The sequence below is a fragment of the Bradyrhizobium sp. CSS354 genome, assembly GCF_029051725.1.
GTDB lineage: Bacteria > Pseudomonadota > Alphaproteobacteria > Rhizobiales > Xanthobacteraceae > Bradyrhizobium.
In genome coordinates this window covers 76998-93691 of sequence record NZ_JAACFU010000021.1, presented here as the reverse complement: position 1 = coordinate 93691, position 16694 = coordinate 76998, and the positions used below count along the sequence as shown (strand labels likewise).

The window sequence follows — 16694 nt, the reverse complement described above, 5'->3', positions numbered from 1 at the left end:
GGCGCGCCATGAATGTACGCTATCGGGTCGAACTCAGCCAAATCGAGCGCAGCGAGCTGAGGGCGCTGCTCAGCGGCGGCAAGCATGCGTCCCGCAAGCTCAAGCGAGCGCAGATTTTACTCGCCGCCGCTGCCGGGACCAGCGACGGGGAGATCGCAAGGGGCGTCGGCGTGAGCGGCTCGACCGTGTACCGCACCAAGCGCCGCTTCGTGGAGGGCAATCTGGAGCGGGCGCAGAGCGAAGAGCCGCGTCCCGGGGCGGAACGCAAACTCACGGGCAAGGAGGAAGCCCTGCTGGTGGCGGCCGCCTGTGCCAGCCTGCCCGAGGGCCGTGCCCGCTGGACGCTTGAGCTGCTGGCAGGCGCAATGATCCTCTCGAGTATCGGCCGCGTACGCAGTCCGAAAGCTAATGGCCTTCGGCTGCACCGTGGTGTCGACCGTGACCCGCTTGAGGTCTTGGCTGCGCAACGTGCCGGCCTCGTGCGCCGCCCGCAGGCTCTCGGCCAGCAGCAACTCCCGATTGTCGCGGAGCCGCAGATCCGAGCGCTCGCGCGGGAACGCGTGCTGGAAGAACTCTTCGCCGGAATCGATCTTGCAAGCAGAACCAGCTCGTGCTTCGGATTGATGATCTGGTTGAGCCGAGCCCGGAACAGATCGTTCGATCACGTCGTCTTGCGCTTCTTCGGCCGCATCGTCCCGTCCGACGCGGCACAGAATTATGCTCCGCCCCGAAAATGAATCCATAAAAGGACATTGCAAGTTTGGGGTTCTCGACCCCAAATCCTGCAATCTCAAATGCCTCCGCATCTGAAAAACAGACGATCCGTACTAAGGGCACTGCAGCGCGTGCTCGGCAAATAGGATGGAGACGATGCAGCCGACGTCCTGCTCACGGCGGTTAGCGATGCCCGCGCATGTCTGAGGCGCTGGTTATTTCCAGTCTATCTGGGGATGAGCCTCGTCGGACGGCGCAAGCAAACTGGCGTTTCCGCTGCCGGCTTTGCCGTTGAGTGCGAGCGAAAGGTTCAGATTGTTGCGCAACATCTCGTTGTCTGGCTCCATTGCAAGTGCACGTTGATACAGCGCTTGGGCCTCAGAGTGGCGTCCCTCGGTGTCGAGGACCACGGCTTTCGCGTTCAGTGCACGCAGATCACCGGGTGTGGCAATCAAAACGCTGTCCAGTATCTGAAGCGCCTCATCCGCGTGCTTTCGCGCCAGTAAGGCCCGCGCAAGAGGGATCGCAACATCAACGTTGCCAGGCCGTTGGCTCAAAGCAGCGCGCAGAGTGTCCTCACCAGCATCCTGGTGAAATGCGTGCACAACGCGCGCACGCACGGCAGGATCGACATCCTTGGTAGCTGATAACTCTGGTCCTGGCGCCTCGGCGACTCCAATAGCTGATTTATTCAAGCTAGTGCAACCGCCGACCAGCAGAACAGCGAGCACTGCGAGGAGCCTAGAGCACGAGCCCGCGCCAATGGAGCGCAGCTGCTGCCCTGCTTGTGGTTGTCTCATCAGGTCCATCCCACGATCAACTGCTGCTCCATCGACCGGCCGCGGCGACCGGGCCGCGACGCTCCGCTGACGGAACCGTCTCCTTGGTTTCCGTGAGTGTGACGGATCCAACCGGCTGGATCGTGAAATCGGAGGCGAGATCCTGGTAGGACAGAACAGGTAGATCAATACTGTTGCGGGTGAGAAAACCGCGGACGAAACGCCGGATATCCATTGAACCCAGAATGACCGGCCGGCTTTGACCCGATGCGATGCTTGCATGGATCCGACGGAATTGGGAAAGCAGCTTCTCTGTTTGCGAATCCTCTAAGACGAGGTAGGGGCCGACAGCGGTATCACGCAGCCCACCACGCACGATCTCCTCAGTTTCCCGCTCGATGATAAAGGCGGCCACGACACGCTGGGCATTGGCATAGCGATGGCAGATCTGCCGACTCAGACCGGAGCGAACATATTCGGTGAGCAGCACGACACTTTTCTCGCGTTCGCTCCATTCGGCCAGCGTCTCCAGCACCAGGCGGGTGTTGCGAATGGGGATGCCCTCGTCCAGTAAGCGGCGCAGGACGTCGGCGATCCGGGGAACCGGCGTCGTGCGTAGCACCTCCTTCACCAGATCGGCGTACTCCTGCTCCATCCGGTTGAGCAATTGACGCGTTTCCTGAATGCCCAGCAAGCGCTGTGCGTACCGTGTCAATGTCGAATGGACGCGTAAGCCGACGAGTTCGCTCGGACTATGATACCCTATTCCGGCGGCTTTGAGAGCCGGCGCATGCTCTTGTTCGATCCAGATCCGGTTTGTGTCCGTCTCCTGCCGAAACGGGATACCGCTCAATTCAATGTTCGCCACGTCATCGTTAAGCATGAGCTGCGCCGGATCAACGAAATCCGCTTCAACGGGGACTCCCTCGACATCCACCCTAAATTGCGACTCAGCTAAGCGCTGATCGAGTTGGGCGGGGATGCGTGGAATTGTGATGCCAAGATCGGCTGAGACCAGCGCCGAAACGCGTCCGATGCATTGCTCGAGCTCCCCTTTGCCGATTGCATGTGTCAGATTGGGTGCGAGGAATAGGGCGATCGGAAGTGCCTCCGTAGGGACGGTTTGCTTCTCGGCTTGTGTTGGGCCCGGGCTCGAACCGGTGACACCGGCGTCCGTTTTGGCGGCTATCTTCCCACTTTGCGTACCAACCTTGAAATAGCTCGCGCCGGCAAAGAATGCGGCCAGGATAACAAATGGAGGCAGGGGGAAACCGGGCACGAGTCCCATCACAAGCAACACGCAGGCTGCCAGCCGTAGTGCTTGTGTGCTCGCTGTAAGTTGGTTGACGATATCGGCACCGAGTTTGAGCCTGGTGGGCCCGTTGACGCGGGTGACGATAGTTGCGGCTGTGATCGACAGCAGCAGCGCCGGAATTTGCGAGATTAGCGCATCACCTATGGTCAGCAGCGTATATTGATGCAGCGCCTCATCGAGCGACATTCCCCTGGAAAGCAGGCCGATGCTGATCCCACCTAGCATATTGATGCAGATGACTATCAGCCCGGCGATGGCGTCGCCTTTGACGAATTTCATAGCGCCGTCCATGGCGCCGTGAAGCTGGCTTTCTTGCTCAAGCACGGCGCGCCGGCTGCGGGCTTCGTGCTGATCGATGTGGCCGTTGCGCAGCTCCGCGTCGATCGCCATCTGCTTGCCGGGAAGCGCATCAAGTGTGAAGCGCGCCGACACCTCTGCGACCCGTTCGGCGCCCTTGGCGAGAACCATGAACTGCACCATCGTCACGATTAGGAATATGACAATTCCGACGGCGATGTTGCCCGATATGACGAAGTCGCCGAAAGTGTGAATGATGCTACCGGCATCACCCTCAGCGAGAATCAGCCGCGTCGTTGCGACCGTAAGCGCCAGACGAAAGACGGTAGAGATAAGGATCACGCCCGGCAAGGACGAAAAGTCGACTGGCGTGTTGAGATGCAGGGCGACCATCAGCAGCAATATGGCCAAGCCAAGGTTGAAGCCGATCAGCGTGTCGATCGCTACGATCGGGATCGGTATGATCATCAGGGCGATCGCTAGAAGCAGAATCAACGCGACCATCAAGTCCGGATGGGCCGGCGCGCGCGCAATAAGGTTGCGTAGGACGTTGGCCATGAGCAGCCCCTATTGTTGTTCGAACCGGGCTGCGCTGCCCCGCAACGAAACATAGCGCGCAAAGGTGGCTCGGGCCTCAGCAATGTTGCCACTCTTGCGCAGGGCGTGACTGCGCAAGAGCATCAGAGGCAGGCGCGAAAACGGCTGGCCGTCAAAAGTGTCCAGCCTATCCAATACCGCCAGTGCTTCATGGCCGCTGCCCTCTGCGACCAGAGCGTAGGCCAGAATGCGCAGCAGGTCGACGTTCTGAGAGCGTTCGTGAGCTACGAATCGCAGCAGAGCCAAGCTTTCTGCGCTGTTCCCGCAAGCAAGGTGGACATAGGAAAGCGCGCAGAGCAACTCAAGCGCCTGTTCAGAGATCAGCGGCACCTCACGGTCTTTGGACACGTTTGGCAGTGGAATGCGCGTGAGGTGTTGCCCTCGGTCAACGTCGGCCATTGCTAGCCTTTGATTAAGCCGTTCTGATTCTGCCGGAGCAGAACTAGCCGCCGCAGCTCGTGCTGCAGCACACCGATCCCTTCACGTGACACCGAATCCTCTGGCGCCGCCGACAGCGCAACAGCCAGAGTTTCGAGAAGACGGCCATGTTTGTCTGCACGCAGAACGTCCCAATGACGTAAGTGCGGCGTGACGAACGAGAGCAGGTTGCCTGCGAGATTGGGGCCATTCAACCGAGCCAGTTCTGAACATGGCGCGGTCTCACCTACTTGGCTGCGCGTCTTGTCGAAAGTGACGCGCGAGACTGGATCGACAGAGTCGATCTCCACCGCAGCCTCGATTGTGGCCCCAACCGGCAGTTCCTGCGACGGCCTATCCCGAAAAGGTGGCGCGTGCCTCTTGCCATCATCTACTTGCGCCGCCTCGATCGCGATGCCATCGGCTTGAGAGATGGTCGGCTGAACGGTAGGTGTATGATCGCCGAGGTCGATCCTCTGAAAGGAGGTGCGAGGCTCTACAGAATGCCGGGGCAGCCTAGTCATGATAAATTCCTTCTGACCTGCGAGGGTGAAACTCTAGTAGGGGAGGGCAGCAAGCCGGCCATTCCGGCTCAGCAGCACGCGTCCCTCCTCGATCCGAACGACGGTCCATCCATTATTCAACAGCGCGCCCAAGAAGTACTTTTGGTCGCCAATGACGAGATAAGGATCCGTTCCGCGCCATACAGCCTGAACGGCAATTGAGGAGGGCATCTTCTCTTCCTTGACCGCTACTGTGTTGAGGAGCGTATAAGCGCCACCACTACTATGGTGATCGAACCGTTGCTGGACGTCCTGCCATTTTGCAACAGAGGCGGGCGTAATGGTGCCGTGAACGGTGACAACATCCGGCCCAGAACCGACTTTGATGTTGAGAAGACCCGCTCTATCAACCTCCTCTTGCAGCCGTTTGGCAGCTGCATCGGTCGTTAGAGCATCAGGAGCGCTGAGCGCCGGTTTGGGCGCAACCTCTACGGCCGGGGGCGAATCGGTGCTGAGGACCGCAGCGGTGTCGGCGTGGACGAAAAGAGTTGAGGCTGTGCCGATCGCCACAGAGCTTATGAGGACAATCGCAAGTGCGGCAATCGATACACGCCAGCCGTCGAGAAAGCCAGCTTGTTTGGAGCCCTCGATCGACCAGCGAATGGACATTGTGCCCGCATGAATAACGGCTGGGAGGGCAACAACAACGCGCTCGTTTGAGGAAATTGTCTCGTGACCTTCGACGCGGATTTGACTGGCTAGGGCCTCGATCTGAATCGAATCGCAATGTGGGGTGATGCGAAGGTGTTGCCGTTCGAGACCTTGTTCGATGAAGACGAAATCGGCATCGAAGCCACTGCCAATAAGGCTCGATCCAGGCCCTGCCTTGCCAGTCAGCCCGGAATAAAGACCCGATAGCACTTCGAAATGCAGGCAGTCCGGTTCATGCACAATCGGTCTCCTTAACAGCGAGAGCAGCCGTACGGCAATGCCGTACGGCTGATTTCGAGTTCGATGACAATTCACACCCGAAAAGTGGGGCGACGATGTCGTCCAACTTGTCCGTTACTGCACCCGCTCATCAGCCACCTTCTTGATCGTCGAAAGCGACGTTGTAAGCGTGCGAAGCTGAACATCCCTCTCGGCCGCCTGGGTGCTAACGGCAGTCAGAGCGGCGAGTTGCTTGTCGAACGCTGCCTGTGCCCCGACCTGAGTGATCGCGTCAGCTCCTCCAGCGAGAGCCGCACCAGCCGCGCCGCCTGCGGTCGAGGTGTTAGTCGCACTTGTCTTGCCAGTCATACTATTTCTCCTAGTTTTCGAATATTGCCACTTTAGCGGCTCCTATATCCTGACGCCGTAAGTCCAACATCAGGAATCCTGCTCTGTCTCCGCGATGGCTTCGTCGAAGTTCGCTGACGCACTATTTACAAGTTGGAGACCGACGGATCCGAGAGCAGCTGTGAACGCTTGCTGCAAACGCGCATCTTGCGAGTTATCGTCCGGACTGGACGCGCCATTTGCAGGGCTGGTTGTACCAGACGATCGACCATCATCATGTGCACGTGGCGCACCATCATTCTCATGCGTGCCGGGCATGCGCGAGTTGCTTTTGTCGCCGCGGGCCGCACGGAGATTGGTATCAACGTGCACAGCGGCGCTTGACGGAATGCGCATCGCGTTCTCCTATCTTAATTTCGATCATGCCGATGAAGGCAATCTCCACATCGTCATTGTGCCAGCAGTAGCTTTCGATAACCTGACGAGACTTGGAGGATGCAATAAGTCGATGGGAATTCGTCTCCTTGGGTGCTCCGTATCAACAATCGTATCTGAGCAGTGCCCTGGCGGACACTCGGGGCCAGATGACTTGTGAAGGAAAGCCATGCTTTCCGGGTAGCGATCGATCCCGCGCTCTGTTTCTTCATAAGGTAGAGCTTCAACGAGCGGACTCGCAGCACCGGGACCGAAGAAGCCAACGCGCTGAGACCGAGGCGCTGGAATAGCTCGCCTGCGACACGTCACTTCTTTGGCGATTGCTTCTCCTCGGGCGGCGGTGATGCCTCGATCCCATCAGATACGACCCTAAAGTATTCAGTGCTCAGACGAGCCGGCCACGAACAGCGATCCCTCAGCCCTGCTACGCCTTAGGGCGACGCGGTCAATCCCACTTCGCGGCGCGGGCGGACGCCTACGCCTCGCGCGGCGGCGCTCGGCGCCTCCCAGCTCTGCACTAGCGACCTAATGTGCCCCCGGCTCCCATTTGTAAGCCTGCCATTCTCGTCGATGTCGATCCGGCTTTCTCGTGGGAGATAAAGCGTCGATAACTTCGGCCTGTCCGATTGGAGCCAGATGCCGGCCTATGCAACTTTCGCAACCGCGAAATGAAACTGAGGCTGATCGTGTATCGGACCCTTCTGCCCACATCGTGGGCCGAAGTTCGACACGACAAAGTGTCTGCGTGCGGGCGGCGGATTCGAACGTGCAGGCAAAGCTTGCTGGTCCTACTGATGATCGGTAGGTGGCGGCCGGCCAATCGGAGGGCCCACAAGTGCGCATAGCTTACAGCACGGTCTGAGGCGGCGCGTCGTTCCAACTAGCTGTTGGCGCCCACAGCTTGCATGCGCTCGGACTCAATCCGTTCCTTCAGCTGGTTCAAGTAATTTTCCGCGTGGGACTGTGCGATCGAAACCGGCAGATTGATGCCAGCCGTCGTGGCTTCTTGAATTGCCTGCTTCATTAAGCCTTCGCGCATGGCTAGCTTGACCTCGGGGCCGCCGAGGCAGCCCACCGCCTGCGACGCAAGACTGATGCCCGCTTCTTCCAACGCTAGCTTGATGTTGCCACCGGTAATGGCAGTGTGAAGAAGAGTTGCTGCTTGCGCCTCGCTCTCGAGCACCATTGACGCGAGATCGGCCAATTCGCCAAGGCCTGGAATAAAGCTGAGTAAACCAACTCCGGTTGCAGCCCAGTCGAGCACCTTCGGGACAATCTTGAGCACGTCGTCAACGACATGCATGAAAGCGCCGCCGTTTTTCTTAGGAGACTTGATTTCGGGCTGATCAGCGACGCCCATCATCATGTCCGCGGCAGCGGACTGCTCGCCGGCCGTTTGGGCGATGTGCGTCTTCAATTGATGCGCGGTGCGGTTCGCAGTCGACATGTTGTCGAAGAAGTGAGTGAAGTCGTTATTGCTGATATTGCCGGAATCGACCGTATGGCCTCCGCCGAAGTCGAAGAATTGATGGTGGACCTTGTAGCCTGTGATCGAATTATTCATCAACCCGAACAACAGGGGATCCGGGAGCAACTGGGAGGCAGCCTGTCGCACGTCGGGGGCTAGACTGTCGTCATCGGCCATGCTCGCTAGCTTGTCCTGAGTCAGGTCGCCCATCCCGAAAAAAGCGCCTTGATTTGTATTGATCGTGTCCAGCGTATCCAGCTCGATTTGCGTGAGATTCATCGATGATGACGCAACCTGCAGGAAGTCCTCTTTGTGGACCTTATCTATCGAGCCACCGTACAACTGTTTCCATTCATCAGGGTAGCTGAGAAAGTATTGAGCGGCCGCGAGAACCTGCGGCGGGCATTTTCCGGCTTTTGCCTCGCCATCGACAATCTGCTTAAAATCGGCGAGGCTGAGGTTCTTGGGCAGACTGTCGGAATACCGATAGAGCTCGCGCAATGCATCACTCTCGGTCATATTTGACGGCTGGCCGTCCCCGGTGCCGTCGGATGGAATGTAGTTTTGCTGGTAGCTGTGCGCCTGCTGCTCCTGGAATGTGGCAACCTGTGCATGATGGTGTGAAAAGTCCGAGAGATCACCTGCCTTGATCTTTCCGCCGCAGTGGCCGTCGCCTTGCGAGCCTATTGCATAGAAGAGCTCCGGATCCTGCTGCAATGCCCCGATCGCCGTCTTCAGATCCGGCGGCGTGGAGGGATCGTTGGCCAAATCTGAAAGGGACTCCCAATCGAGCGGGCATTTGTCTTTGTGACGGTTCAGCACCGACACAATCTGCAAATCGGCGTTGGTCAAGGTGCCGCCGTTCCACGTGATCCTTGAGCTGGGTACAGGCGCCGTTGCAACACTGGGGCTCGCAACAGAGGATGACTCCGTGGTCTGCGCAGGTGCGTCCAATGCAACGGTGAGAGTCGGAGGCAGGATATGCAGCGCCTCCTGCACGAGCTCCTCCATCAGTTGCTTGTCGGAATCTGGCGGCTCCGAATGATGGCCTATCGCGTCCTTCAAGGAGTAGCTGGCCAGCACCGCCTCGAAGCTTGAATGCTCCGGCAGCGACGAGAGCCCCGGAGCAAGCCCGGACAAGGCCCCGGTTGGATTGGCATTTAGCAATAGGTTGTTCACTGATATACATCCATTGGTGTGAGATTGCGCCACAAGTTGATCATGTGGCGCAGCCGAGTGCGTGACACAACGAGCAAGACGCAATGCTACGCGGAGCTCAACGGCTCCTGTCAGGTGCGTCCGGTTGCTTAGTGCGTCCCCAGCGCTCAGTTCCGCAACAAATCTATCGGCGCATCGCCGGCTAGATTTTTACGCTCCTATGGTACAAGGGATTGGCTGTCGAGAAGCTGACGGTCCGCAAGAACTCGGGATGAGTCATGAAAGACGCCCTTCCGAAAGCTGTGGTGCATTCTCAAGACATGTTTGGCGCTAGCTTCTTGCGTTCGACCGCGTTCCAATTAACGACTCGGGTCCGCCTCGGCTTCGTGCGTCCGTGGCCTGACCTGTACGTCGATCGCGACGCTCCGCGGAATCCCGGTCCAGCAAGTCGCATTCAAGCTGGCGGCATTGCCTCTCGAAAGCTGATAGCGCGCACACAGAGACCGTCTTGAGTTGCTGGAAGCCACTCGCTGCATCAACTCATCTCCGGGCTGGACCAGGCGCGTGAACCGCGCTGTGTTAATGCGACGCCTCGGGCAAAAGAGCGCTGTCCGCTCGTCCATCACGAATGACCATGCTCGACGACCCCCGAAACAACATCAAAACCGATTGCTGCGGCGGCCTTTCGACAATCGTAGGGCTTAGCTGCGCCTGTGCCTCTGCCAGCAGGCTTTTGAGCGTTTGGTCCACAAGCGCGATAAACCGAGGCGGACCAGAAACGAAGACTGGGCCATCTCCTGCTGCAGGTCTCACAAAATAGCGCTCATCCGAGATGTTGAGAGCATCGAGTGCCGCCTTGAATGCTTCGAAGGTGATTGGAGTCAGGACGAGCAAGCGGCTTTGCGCCTCGTGCGCATCAGACACATAAAGCACCAGTCCATCGTAGTACCATTGAAGATTGTAGAGCTTGCTTAAGCGTTCGAGGAATTCTCGCGGCGCGAGATCCGGCATTCGCCCACGAATCCGCCCCTTTACCTCTGTGCTAACATTGATTCGGATATCTAAATTGTTTCCAAACTCCTGCAGTGCGGCCGCAAGGTCCTGGTCCAGAACCGTGTAGCTATAAGGCGTCGATGGCAGCGGCAGGGGAGCGCCGAGCGCTCTAACGAGCCCCAGGAGAATAAAAGCTCCGATACATAAGAGGTTCTTCAAGATGGGCAGCCTCCTGACTCTGATGAGCACTCCTAGTAGTCTTGCGCCAGCGAACAAGCACCGAAATTCGTCACAAAGGTGGAGGCGGAGAATTCGTCCCAAATGCGAGGCCAGGCGTGATCTTTAGATGACGGCGCTCCTGATACTCGTCAGCTTCTGGTCAGCTCGCTTCGCTAGGGGTGCTGAGCCGTTCACGGTGTCGAACGGCTAATCTATCTCATGACGCGAGAGCAACGATGTCGTCCATGATGCTTGGCGTTACGCCGATCTCCGCCAGTCCGCTCGAATGTCTATCCGAGGCTTGTTCATCGACGCGCGCTCAGTTTCACGAGAGTCTCGCGCAGGTGGGTTCAAATCGAGATGCCGCCTCTTCGATGATCGATAGCGCGTTGGCTCCGCCAGTGTCGGAGGTTCAGCGGGCAGCCACGCAGGTAAGCCCCCTTGGCGATCGCATCCTTCGAAATCTTGCTGCAACGCATCGAGGCATAGTTCCTTCGGTTCCTTCGGCGGTCGGCGGCGAGCCGACTCCTGTGAATAGCCTCCAGCTTGGACCGGCAGCGCAGCCCATCTTGCGCTCCCACGAATTCGAGGTGCACCCGGTCGGAAACCTGGAAGGTGCAGACCATTTCGAATCGACATTGGCGAATCTGCGGGATGTTTACAATAGCGTCACCCTGGTTTCGCTCATCTCCAAGTGCACTGGCGCTGCCAGCTCGTCTCTGAACAAGCTGCTCTCGGCAGGCTGACAGACATCGATGAGCGTTTTACCGCATAGGAAGATCGGTCGCCGCGCGAGCGCGGGAAGGCGGTTTCGCATTCTTGTGGCGTTGCCGGTTTTGCTCTCCCTGGCGGGTTGCAAGGTAGATGTCTACACCAAGGTGCAAGAGCGTGAAGCCAACGAAATGCTTGCGCTTCTCCTCAGAAAGGGTGTCGATGCCGTCCGCATTGTCGCCAAGGATGGGACCAGCGTGATTCAGGTGGAAGAAAAGCAGCTAGCCTTCTCGATCGACCTGCTGAATGGCGAGGGCTTTCCGCGCCAGACTTTCAAGAACCTCGGGGAAGTGTTCAAGGGATCTGGTCTTGTTGCCTCTCCGGTTGAAGAGCGCGCCCGGTACGTTTACGCCCTAAGTGAAGAGTTGTCGCGCACGATCAACGATATCGATGGGGTACTCTCCGCCCGTGTCCATGTTGTTCTGCCGAAGAATGACCTTTTGCGACAAGATGCAACCCCGTCCTCGGCGTCGGTTTTCATCCGACATGGCTCCAATGTGAGGCTGTCAGCCTTGCTACCGCAGATCAAGATGCTCGTCGCCAACAGCATCGAAGGGCTATCGTATGACAAGGTGGCGGTCGTGTTCGTGTCGGTTGAGCGGGCTCAGCATGAGCTGTCGTCAGCGTCAGCAGCTGCTTCGGCTCAACCGGCCAAGTTGATGTCGACCCTCTTGTTTGCGATCGGGGTCGGAGGTGCGGGTGCCGCACTGGGTGTTCTATCTTACATGTTGCTGAGCACACGGATGCGTCAGTTCGGTCGATCATCGCGGAAACTTGGAAATCTCGGCGGATCTTCGACCATGTACCCGCGGCCTAAGCCGTCGGCAAAGAATTGAGCTCTGATGCCAAATGGACGGAATGCAGCGTCGGTGTCGATGCCATCCAACGAGCCAAATCATTCAACTCGTCCGCATTCCGATCGCCTGCGCGAGCTTGCTGCGGCGATGCATCCGAGCCGTTTCGCCGCCCGTCTTGATGCGCTGCTGTCAACGCCCACGGTGCTGCGGTTGCAGAGGAGTGTCAGGCTTCAGGAAAGACTGGCCGAATTGGCGGTGGGCAATGAAGGGGCCTGGAACGGAAGCAACTGGGGCAGGGACGTTCTGCTCGGCCATGATCCGCATCGCGCCGCGCTGCTCGCTGGCAGTGTTTGGCATGCCCGTTCATTGCTGAAGCTGGTGTCAAGGCGTGATCTGGAAACTCTGATCGGAAATGTCGGTGCGGAAGCACATGCTTTCGCTATCCGAAACTTGTCCAGCGCAGTCGCAACTACATCGATTCTCGATCCGGAACGACTTTCGCAAGGAATTGAACGTGACGGATATGCCTGTCTTGGTGCTTGGCTCGATGAAGCTTCAGAGCTTGACCGTACTCGCGTTCTTCTCCGCTTACCTGTGGGGACGGCCGCGGAAGCTCCAGCCACCGAACACCACAGGGCGGCAGGCCAATTGCTGTCTTTGGTGATGGCCCATCTGGCCACGGAGGCACCAACGGCATGACCGACAACGATCAAGCATTGCCAACAGACCCGCAGATTCGTCCGGTCGGCCCACTTATACCAGCCGCGGAACTTGGGATCTGGTCCGATGCGCTAAAGACCCGGGCGCTGGCGGAGCGGTATCTGCGCCAGGTTCGCAGCTGGGCGAGAAAAGCCTATGAGCGCGAGCGGGCGCGTGGCCACTCCGAGGGTCTGAAGACAGGTTCGGACGAAATGGCGCAGCTGATTGCCCGGGCTACTTGCGAGCTGGCACGCCGAAAAGCTGTTCTAGAACATGAGTTGCCGCAGCTCGTCCTCGATATCATGGACGACGTGCTGGGCTCCTTCGATCCCGGCGAGATCTTGGTGAGGACGGTTCGTCATGCGATCGATCGAACATATGGCAGTGCGGAAGTATGTCTTCATGTGTCGCCTGTGAACGGCGATGCACTGATCCGCGAGTTCGCAGCGTTTGACGGAAGGAATGGTCGGCCGAAACTTACAATTGACCCGGACCCGGCTCTGATGCCGGATCAATGCGTTTTGTGGAGCGAGTTTGGCAATGTCGATCTAGGGCTTGCCGCGCAGCTGCGTATCTTACGTGTTGGCCTTGCCCCGTCTTCTCAGGAACGCGAGCCGTGACCACGCTACGACGATCCTATGATGATGGGCTTGTCGAAGCGGCTGTGCGCGCCGAGTTGTCATCTGTGAAATCTACAGCAAAGCAGATCGATACGCGCGCGGTGCGCGGACGGATCACACGGGCGATCGGCACGTTGCTTCATGCCGTATTGCCAGGGGCACGTGTTGGGGAACTTTGTGTGTTGCAGGATCATGGCACTGGATGGTCACTTGAGGCTGAGGTCATCGGTCTGCTGCCGAACGGGGTGTTGCTGACGCCTATCGGCGAAACGACAGGCCTGTCTAACCGCGCGGAAGTGGTTCCGACCGGGCGAATCCGTGAAGTTTCAGTTGGACCCGATTTGCTTGGCCGCGTGATTGACAGTGCCGGCCGTCCGCTCGACGGCAAGGGGCCAATAAAGGCGGCCCACACTCGCCCGCTCCGCGGCAGGGCGCCCAATCCAATGAGGCGGCGTGGCATCGAGCGGCCGTTTCCGCTCAGCGTTCGCGTGCTGGATGGACTTCTGACGTGCGGCGAAGGCCAGCGGATCGGAATCTATGGAGATGCCGGTTGCGGCAAGTCGACCCTGATGTCGCAAATTGTAAGGGGCGCGGCCGCCGACGTGACCGTCGTTGCGCTTGTGGGAGAGCGTGGACGTGAGGTACGTGAATTCATCGAGCGTCATATCGGAGAGGCTCTCGTTCGTACGATCGTGGTCGTCGAGACCTCCGACCGCTCGGCAATGGAGCGGGTGCAATGTGCTCATATGGCGACTACACTCGCGGAGTACTTTCGTGATCAAGGCCTGCGCGTCGTACTGATCATGGATTCATTGACGCGCTTTAGCCGCGCAATGCGCGAAATAGGCCTTGCCGCAGGAGAACCTCCGACGCGGCGCGGATTTCCTCCCTCCGTATTTGCGCTTCTGCCTGGTCTATTGGAGCGCGCCGGTATGGGCGAGCACGGCTCGATCACGGCGTTCTATACCGTGCTTGTCGAAGGTGATGGCACGGGCGATCCAATCGCCGAAGAATCTCGCGGTATTCTCGATGGTCATATCATTCTTTCACGCGCGCTCGCGTCGCGTGAACATTTTCCTGCCATCGACGTGCTGTCGAGTCGAAGTCGCGTTATGGATGCGGTCGTCTCTGAGGCACATCGAAAGGCGGCATCCTTCTTCCGTGAACTGCTCTCGCGCTACAATGAGGCGGAGTTCTTGATCAAGATCGGTGAATACAAGCCGGGTAGCGATCCGCTAACTGACCGGGCAATCGCCTCGATCGAGCAGTTGCGGAAATTCTTGTGCCAGGGCCAGGACGAGCCTTCCAATTTTGAGGAGACCGTGACATGGATGTCGCGTTTGACGGCCTGAAACCGGTCGAAGCGTCGAAATTACGATTCGTAAAGGACATAAGAGAGCGAAGCGTGCTTCGTGAGCTGTCCAAGATTGAAGACAAGCGCCGCATTGCGTTTGAAGCCGTGGAGCGAGCTTCCAGCGATCTTGCAAGCGCCGAGAAACACCGCGTAAGCGTCGAAGATCAACTCTACCAGGAAATGGCATCTCTCAGTGCGATGTCCGTCACGGAACTCGACCGTCGCTGCCATCGGGTCATTGGACGGCTCACAGCCGAGATCGCATCGAGGCGGGAGGCGCTTGAGCAGGCGCGCATCGCTCAAGAGCAGGCCCAGACGGCGGTTGTTGAGGCCCGCGCTCTCTGGGCCAAGCGTGCGGCGGCGAGCCACAAATGGCGACAGATCGAGGGCGATGTTCAGCGCACGACCGATGCTCGTCTGGAGTTCGTAACCGAAATCGAAACGGACGATGATCAGCTGGTCCGGTATCAGGGTGCTTCGCATGGCCAAGCGGTAGGCGTTTCAATTTGATGGCTGGCTCTCTGGCGCGACAATGTGGTCGTATAGAAATCACTTCGGCAAATACCCCGGGTGGACTTGCAGAGTTCGAGCCGTCTCTACTCCTGTCCCATGGCGTGGTCTTGTGGCTTAATGAGATCGCCGCGCCGCGCATCGTTCTGCGGAGCCGCCTTGGCGAAAAGCCGCTATCCATCCGTATGAACCGGCTTGTGTGGCAGGCGGAGCCGTCTGCCCTGGCCATGCTTGACTGCGTATTTCGCGTCGGAGCTGAAACGGCTGTACTATCCTTGCCCCGCCCGCTTTTGGAGACCCTGATTTCGACGGTGCAGCCTGGCCTCACTTTACCTTCCGAGCCTACCCGTTCGCTCCTTCTCGAACTTGCGCTCGAATCCTTGCTCTGTCCACTGGAGGCGCTGCTAGCGCGGGATCTGCAACTTGCCCGCATCGACGAAGCAAGCGCGCACGGCCCTTATCTGGAACTCGAGATCGCCCACGGGCCGCTCGCGGGCAAGGCTCGCCTATTCCTATTCCCGTCCCTGGACGGTCCGGTTCCGTCCGCGTTCCGAATCTTAGGCGAGCTGGTCCGCCAATTGCCGCGCGAGACGCGCGTGCTTTCTCCGGAATTGCCTGTCGTTATTGCAACGGAGATTGGCTCGGTGCGCGTGTCCATCGCACTGATTCGTCAAGCACAGGCGGGCGACGCACTGTTGCCGGACGTCATTCCTCTTGCCGGCGGCGAGGTCATCCTCACAGCGGACAGGTTATGGGCTCCGGCACAGGTCACCGGTGACACACTGGTCCTGCGGGGGCCGTTCCGCCTGCAACCCCACCCTCTAAAGCGTGCACATATGATGACAAAACGCCAAGCGCAGCAACTGATCCCTCCCTCAGAAGCCGACATCGACAGCGTTGAGATCACGCTTGTGTTCGAATGCGGCCGCTGGTCTATCCCGTTGGGCACGTTGAGAAGCATCAACGAAGGGCATGTGTTCGAACTTGGTCGCCGCTTTGACAGCCCGGTCGACATTCTTGCCAATGGCCAATTGATCGGCTGCGGCGACGTCGTTCGGGTCTGTGAAGAACTGGCCATCAGGTTGCGTGGCAGGTTGGCGGTCAATGATTGACTTCCCACCAAGTATCGTTGCGCTTCTTGCGGTCACGGTGGGCCTCGGCCTTCTGGCTTTGGCAGTCGTCACAACAACGGCGTTCATAAAGGTTTCCGTCGTTCTCTTCCTGGTCCGCAACGCGCTCGGCACCCAATCCATACCCCCGAACATCGTTCTGTACGGCGCTGCATTGATCCTAACCGTATTCATTAGCGCGCCAGTGTTTGAGCAGACCTACAACCGCGTCACCGAGCGGCAACTTCGCTACGAAACGCTCGATGACTGGGTGACCGCCGCCAAGGAAGGCAGCGAACCACTACGCGCTCATCTGAAGAAATTCACCAACGAGGAGCAGCGTACATTCTTCCTGTCGTCGACAGAACGGGTCTGGTCTGAGGAGATGCGCGGCAACGTTACGGCTAATGATTTTGCTATTCTTGTACCCTCGTTTCTGATCTCGGAGTTAAAGCGTGCGTTTGAAATCGGCTTCCTTCTGTATCTTCCATTCATCACGATCGATCTGATTGTAACGACGATCTTGATGGCCATGGGCATGTCCATGGTCTCACCAACACTAATATCTGTTCCTTTCAAGCTCTTTCTATTCGTCACGATCGATGGCTGGTCGCTGCTCATGCACGGATTAGTCTTAAGTTACGCAACGCCAGGAGCTTAA

At 58.4% G+C, this 16694-nt stretch carries 16 protein-coding genes and 2 pseudogenes; 9 read left to right on the top strand and 9 right to left on the bottom strand.

From position 1 onward, the window contains the following. Positions 1 to 8: 8 nt before the first annotated feature. A pseudogene (locus GWG67_RS33270) lies at positions 9 to 371 on the top strand (helix-turn-helix domain-containing protein); the annotation flags it as partial. A gap of 24 nt (positions 372 to 395) precedes the next feature. On the opposite strand, the pseudogene GWG67_RS33265 reads toward GWG67_RS33270, so the two are convergent. From GWG67_RS33265 to GWG67_RS33225, 9 genes and pseudogenes are all read right to left on the bottom strand, one after another. After that, positions 396 to 652: pseudogene (locus GWG67_RS33265) on the bottom strand (IS5/IS1182 family transposase); the annotation flags it as partial. Positions 653 to 929: 277 nt separating this feature from the next. After that, positions 930 to 1445 (bottom strand): tetratricopeptide repeat protein, encoded by a 516-nt coding sequence (locus GWG67_RS33260; RefSeq protein ID WP_275173726.1) that lies wholly within the window; start codon positions 1443 to 1445, stop codon positions 930 to 932. Positions 1446 to 1530: 85 nt separating this feature from the next. After that, complete coding sequence (sctV, locus tag GWG67_RS33255; protein ID WP_275173725.1) at positions 1531 to 3663, bottom strand: type III secretion system export apparatus subunit SctV; 2133 nt, start codon at positions 3661 to 3663, stop codon at positions 1531 to 1533. Positions 3664 to 3672: 9 nt separating this feature from the next. After that, positions 3673 to 4101: a histidine kinase gene (locus tag GWG67_RS33250; protein ID WP_275173724.1), complete on the bottom strand. Its 429-nt coding sequence runs from the start codon at positions 4099 to 4101 to the stop codon at positions 3673 to 3675. Between the two features lie 2 nt (positions 4102 to 4103). After that, positions 4104 to 4643 (bottom strand): hypothetical protein, encoded by a 540-nt coding sequence (locus GWG67_RS33245; RefSeq protein ID WP_275173723.1) that lies wholly within the window; start codon positions 4641 to 4643, stop codon positions 4104 to 4106. 33 nt (positions 4644 to 4676) lie between these two features. Further along, positions 4677 to 5573 carry an EscD/YscD/HrpQ family type III secretion system periplasmic domain-containing protein gene (locus GWG67_RS33240; protein WP_275173722.1) on the bottom strand — a complete coding sequence of 299 codons (897 nt, stop codon included), beginning with the start codon at positions 5571 to 5573 and terminating at the stop codon, positions 4677 to 4679. Between the two features lie 114 nt (positions 5574 to 5687). After that, complete coding sequence (locus GWG67_RS33235; protein WP_275173721.1) at positions 5688 to 5921, bottom strand: hypothetical protein; 234 nt, start codon at positions 5919 to 5921, stop codon at positions 5688 to 5690. A gap of 1294 nt (positions 5922 to 7215) precedes the next feature. Beyond that, positions 7216 to 8988, bottom strand: coding sequence for an HrpF/NolX family T3SS translocon protein (locus GWG67_RS33230; RefSeq protein ID WP_275173745.1), 1773 nt, complete (start codon positions 8986 to 8988; stop codon positions 7216 to 7218). Positions 8989 to 9540: 552 nt separating this feature from the next. Then, a complete protein-coding gene (locus GWG67_RS33225; RefSeq protein WP_275173720.1) occupies positions 9541 to 10173 on the bottom strand; it encodes a nodulation protein NolW in 633 nt (210 codons plus the stop codon). Positions 10174 to 10409: 236 nt separating this feature from the next. Here GWG67_RS33225 and GWG67_RS33220 point away from each other — a divergent pair, with 236 nt between their 5' ends. From GWG67_RS33220 to sctR, 8 genes are read left to right on the top strand one after another with little or no spacing between them, the layout of a single operon-like run. Further along, positions 10410 to 10919 (top strand): nodulation protein NolB, encoded by a 510-nt coding sequence (locus GWG67_RS33220; RefSeq protein WP_275173719.1) that lies wholly within the window; start codon positions 10410 to 10412, stop codon positions 10917 to 10919. Between the two features lie 9 nt (positions 10920 to 10928). Continuing rightward, positions 10929 to 11780 (top strand): type III secretion system inner membrane ring lipoprotein SctJ, encoded by an 852-nt coding sequence (gene sctJ / locus GWG67_RS33215; protein ID WP_275173718.1) that lies wholly within the window; start codon positions 10929 to 10931, stop codon positions 11778 to 11780. A 39-nt stretch (positions 11781 to 11819) separates the two neighbouring features. After that, complete coding sequence (locus GWG67_RS33210; protein ID WP_275173744.1) at positions 11820 to 12440, top strand: nodulation protein NolU; 621 nt, start codon at positions 11820 to 11822, stop codon at positions 12438 to 12440. Then, on the top strand, positions 12437 to 13060 hold the full coding sequence (gene sctL, locus GWG67_RS33205; RefSeq protein WP_275173717.1) for a type III secretion system stator protein SctL: 624 nt from the start codon (positions 12437 to 12439) through the stop codon (positions 13058 to 13060). The genes GWG67_RS33210 and sctL overlap by 4 nt, the downstream gene beginning before the upstream one ends. Next, a complete protein-coding gene (gene sctN / locus GWG67_RS33200) occupies positions 13057 to 14412 on the top strand; it encodes a type III secretion system ATPase SctN (protein ID WP_275173716.1) in 1356 nt (451 codons plus the stop codon). The genes sctL and sctN overlap by 4 nt, the downstream gene beginning before the upstream one ends. Further along, positions 14388 to 14924, top strand: a complete 537-nt coding sequence (locus GWG67_RS33195) for a hypothetical protein (RefSeq protein WP_275173715.1) — start codon at positions 14388 to 14390, stop codon at positions 14922 to 14924. Before sctN ends, GWG67_RS33195 begins: the two co-directional genes overlap by 25 nt. Then, entirely contained in the window at positions 14924 to 16036 is a 1113-nt protein-coding gene (sctQ, locus tag GWG67_RS33190) for a type III secretion system cytoplasmic ring protein SctQ (protein ID WP_275173714.1), read from the top strand. Before GWG67_RS33195 ends, sctQ begins: the two co-directional genes overlap by 1 nt. Then, entirely contained in the window at positions 16029 to 16694 is a 666-nt protein-coding gene (gene sctR / locus GWG67_RS33185) for a type III secretion system export apparatus subunit SctR (protein WP_275173713.1), read from the top strand. Before sctQ ends, sctR begins: the two co-directional genes overlap by 8 nt.

Excerpts from the sequence above, each read along its gene's own strand:
- GWG67_RS33250 (WP_275173724.1), bottom strand. The coding sequence starts at position 4,101 with ATGGCCGACGTTGACCGAGGGCAACACCTCACGCGCATTCCACTGCCA.
- GWG67_RS33235 (WP_275173721.1), bottom strand. The coding sequence starts at position 5,921 with ATGACTGGCAAGACAAGTGCGACTAACACCTCGACCGCAGGCGGCGCG.
- sctL (WP_275173717.1), top strand. The coding sequence starts at position 12,437 with ATGACCGACAACGATCAAGCATTGCCAACAGACCCGCAGATTCGTCCG.
- sctV (WP_275173725.1), bottom strand. The coding sequence starts at position 3,663 with ATGGCCAACGTCCTACGCAACCTTATTGCGCGCGCGCCGGCCCATCCG.
- sctQ (WP_275173714.1), top strand. The coding sequence starts at position 14,924 with ATGGCTGGCTCTCTGGCGCGACAATGTGGTCGTATAGAAATCACTTCG.
- GWG67_RS33220 (WP_275173719.1), top strand. The coding sequence starts at position 10,410 with ATGTCGTCCATGATGCTTGGCGTTACGCCGATCTCCGCCAGTCCGCTC.
- GWG67_RS33245 (WP_275173723.1), bottom strand. The coding sequence starts at position 4,643 with ATGACTAGGCTGCCCCGGCATTCTGTAGAGCCTCGCACCTCCTTTCAG.
- sctR (WP_275173713.1), top strand. The coding sequence starts at position 16,029 with ATGATTGACTTCCCACCAAGTATCGTTGCGCTTCTTGCGGTCACGGTG.
- GWG67_RS33195 (WP_275173715.1), top strand. The coding sequence starts at position 14,388 with ATGGATGTCGCGTTTGACGGCCTGAAACCGGTCGAAGCGTCGAAATTA.
- GWG67_RS33210 (WP_275173744.1), top strand. The coding sequence starts at position 11,820 with ATGCCATCCAACGAGCCAAATCATTCAACTCGTCCGCATTCCGATCGC.
- sctJ (WP_275173718.1), top strand. The coding sequence starts at position 10,929 with ATGAGCGTTTTACCGCATAGGAAGATCGGTCGCCGCGCGAGCGCGGGA.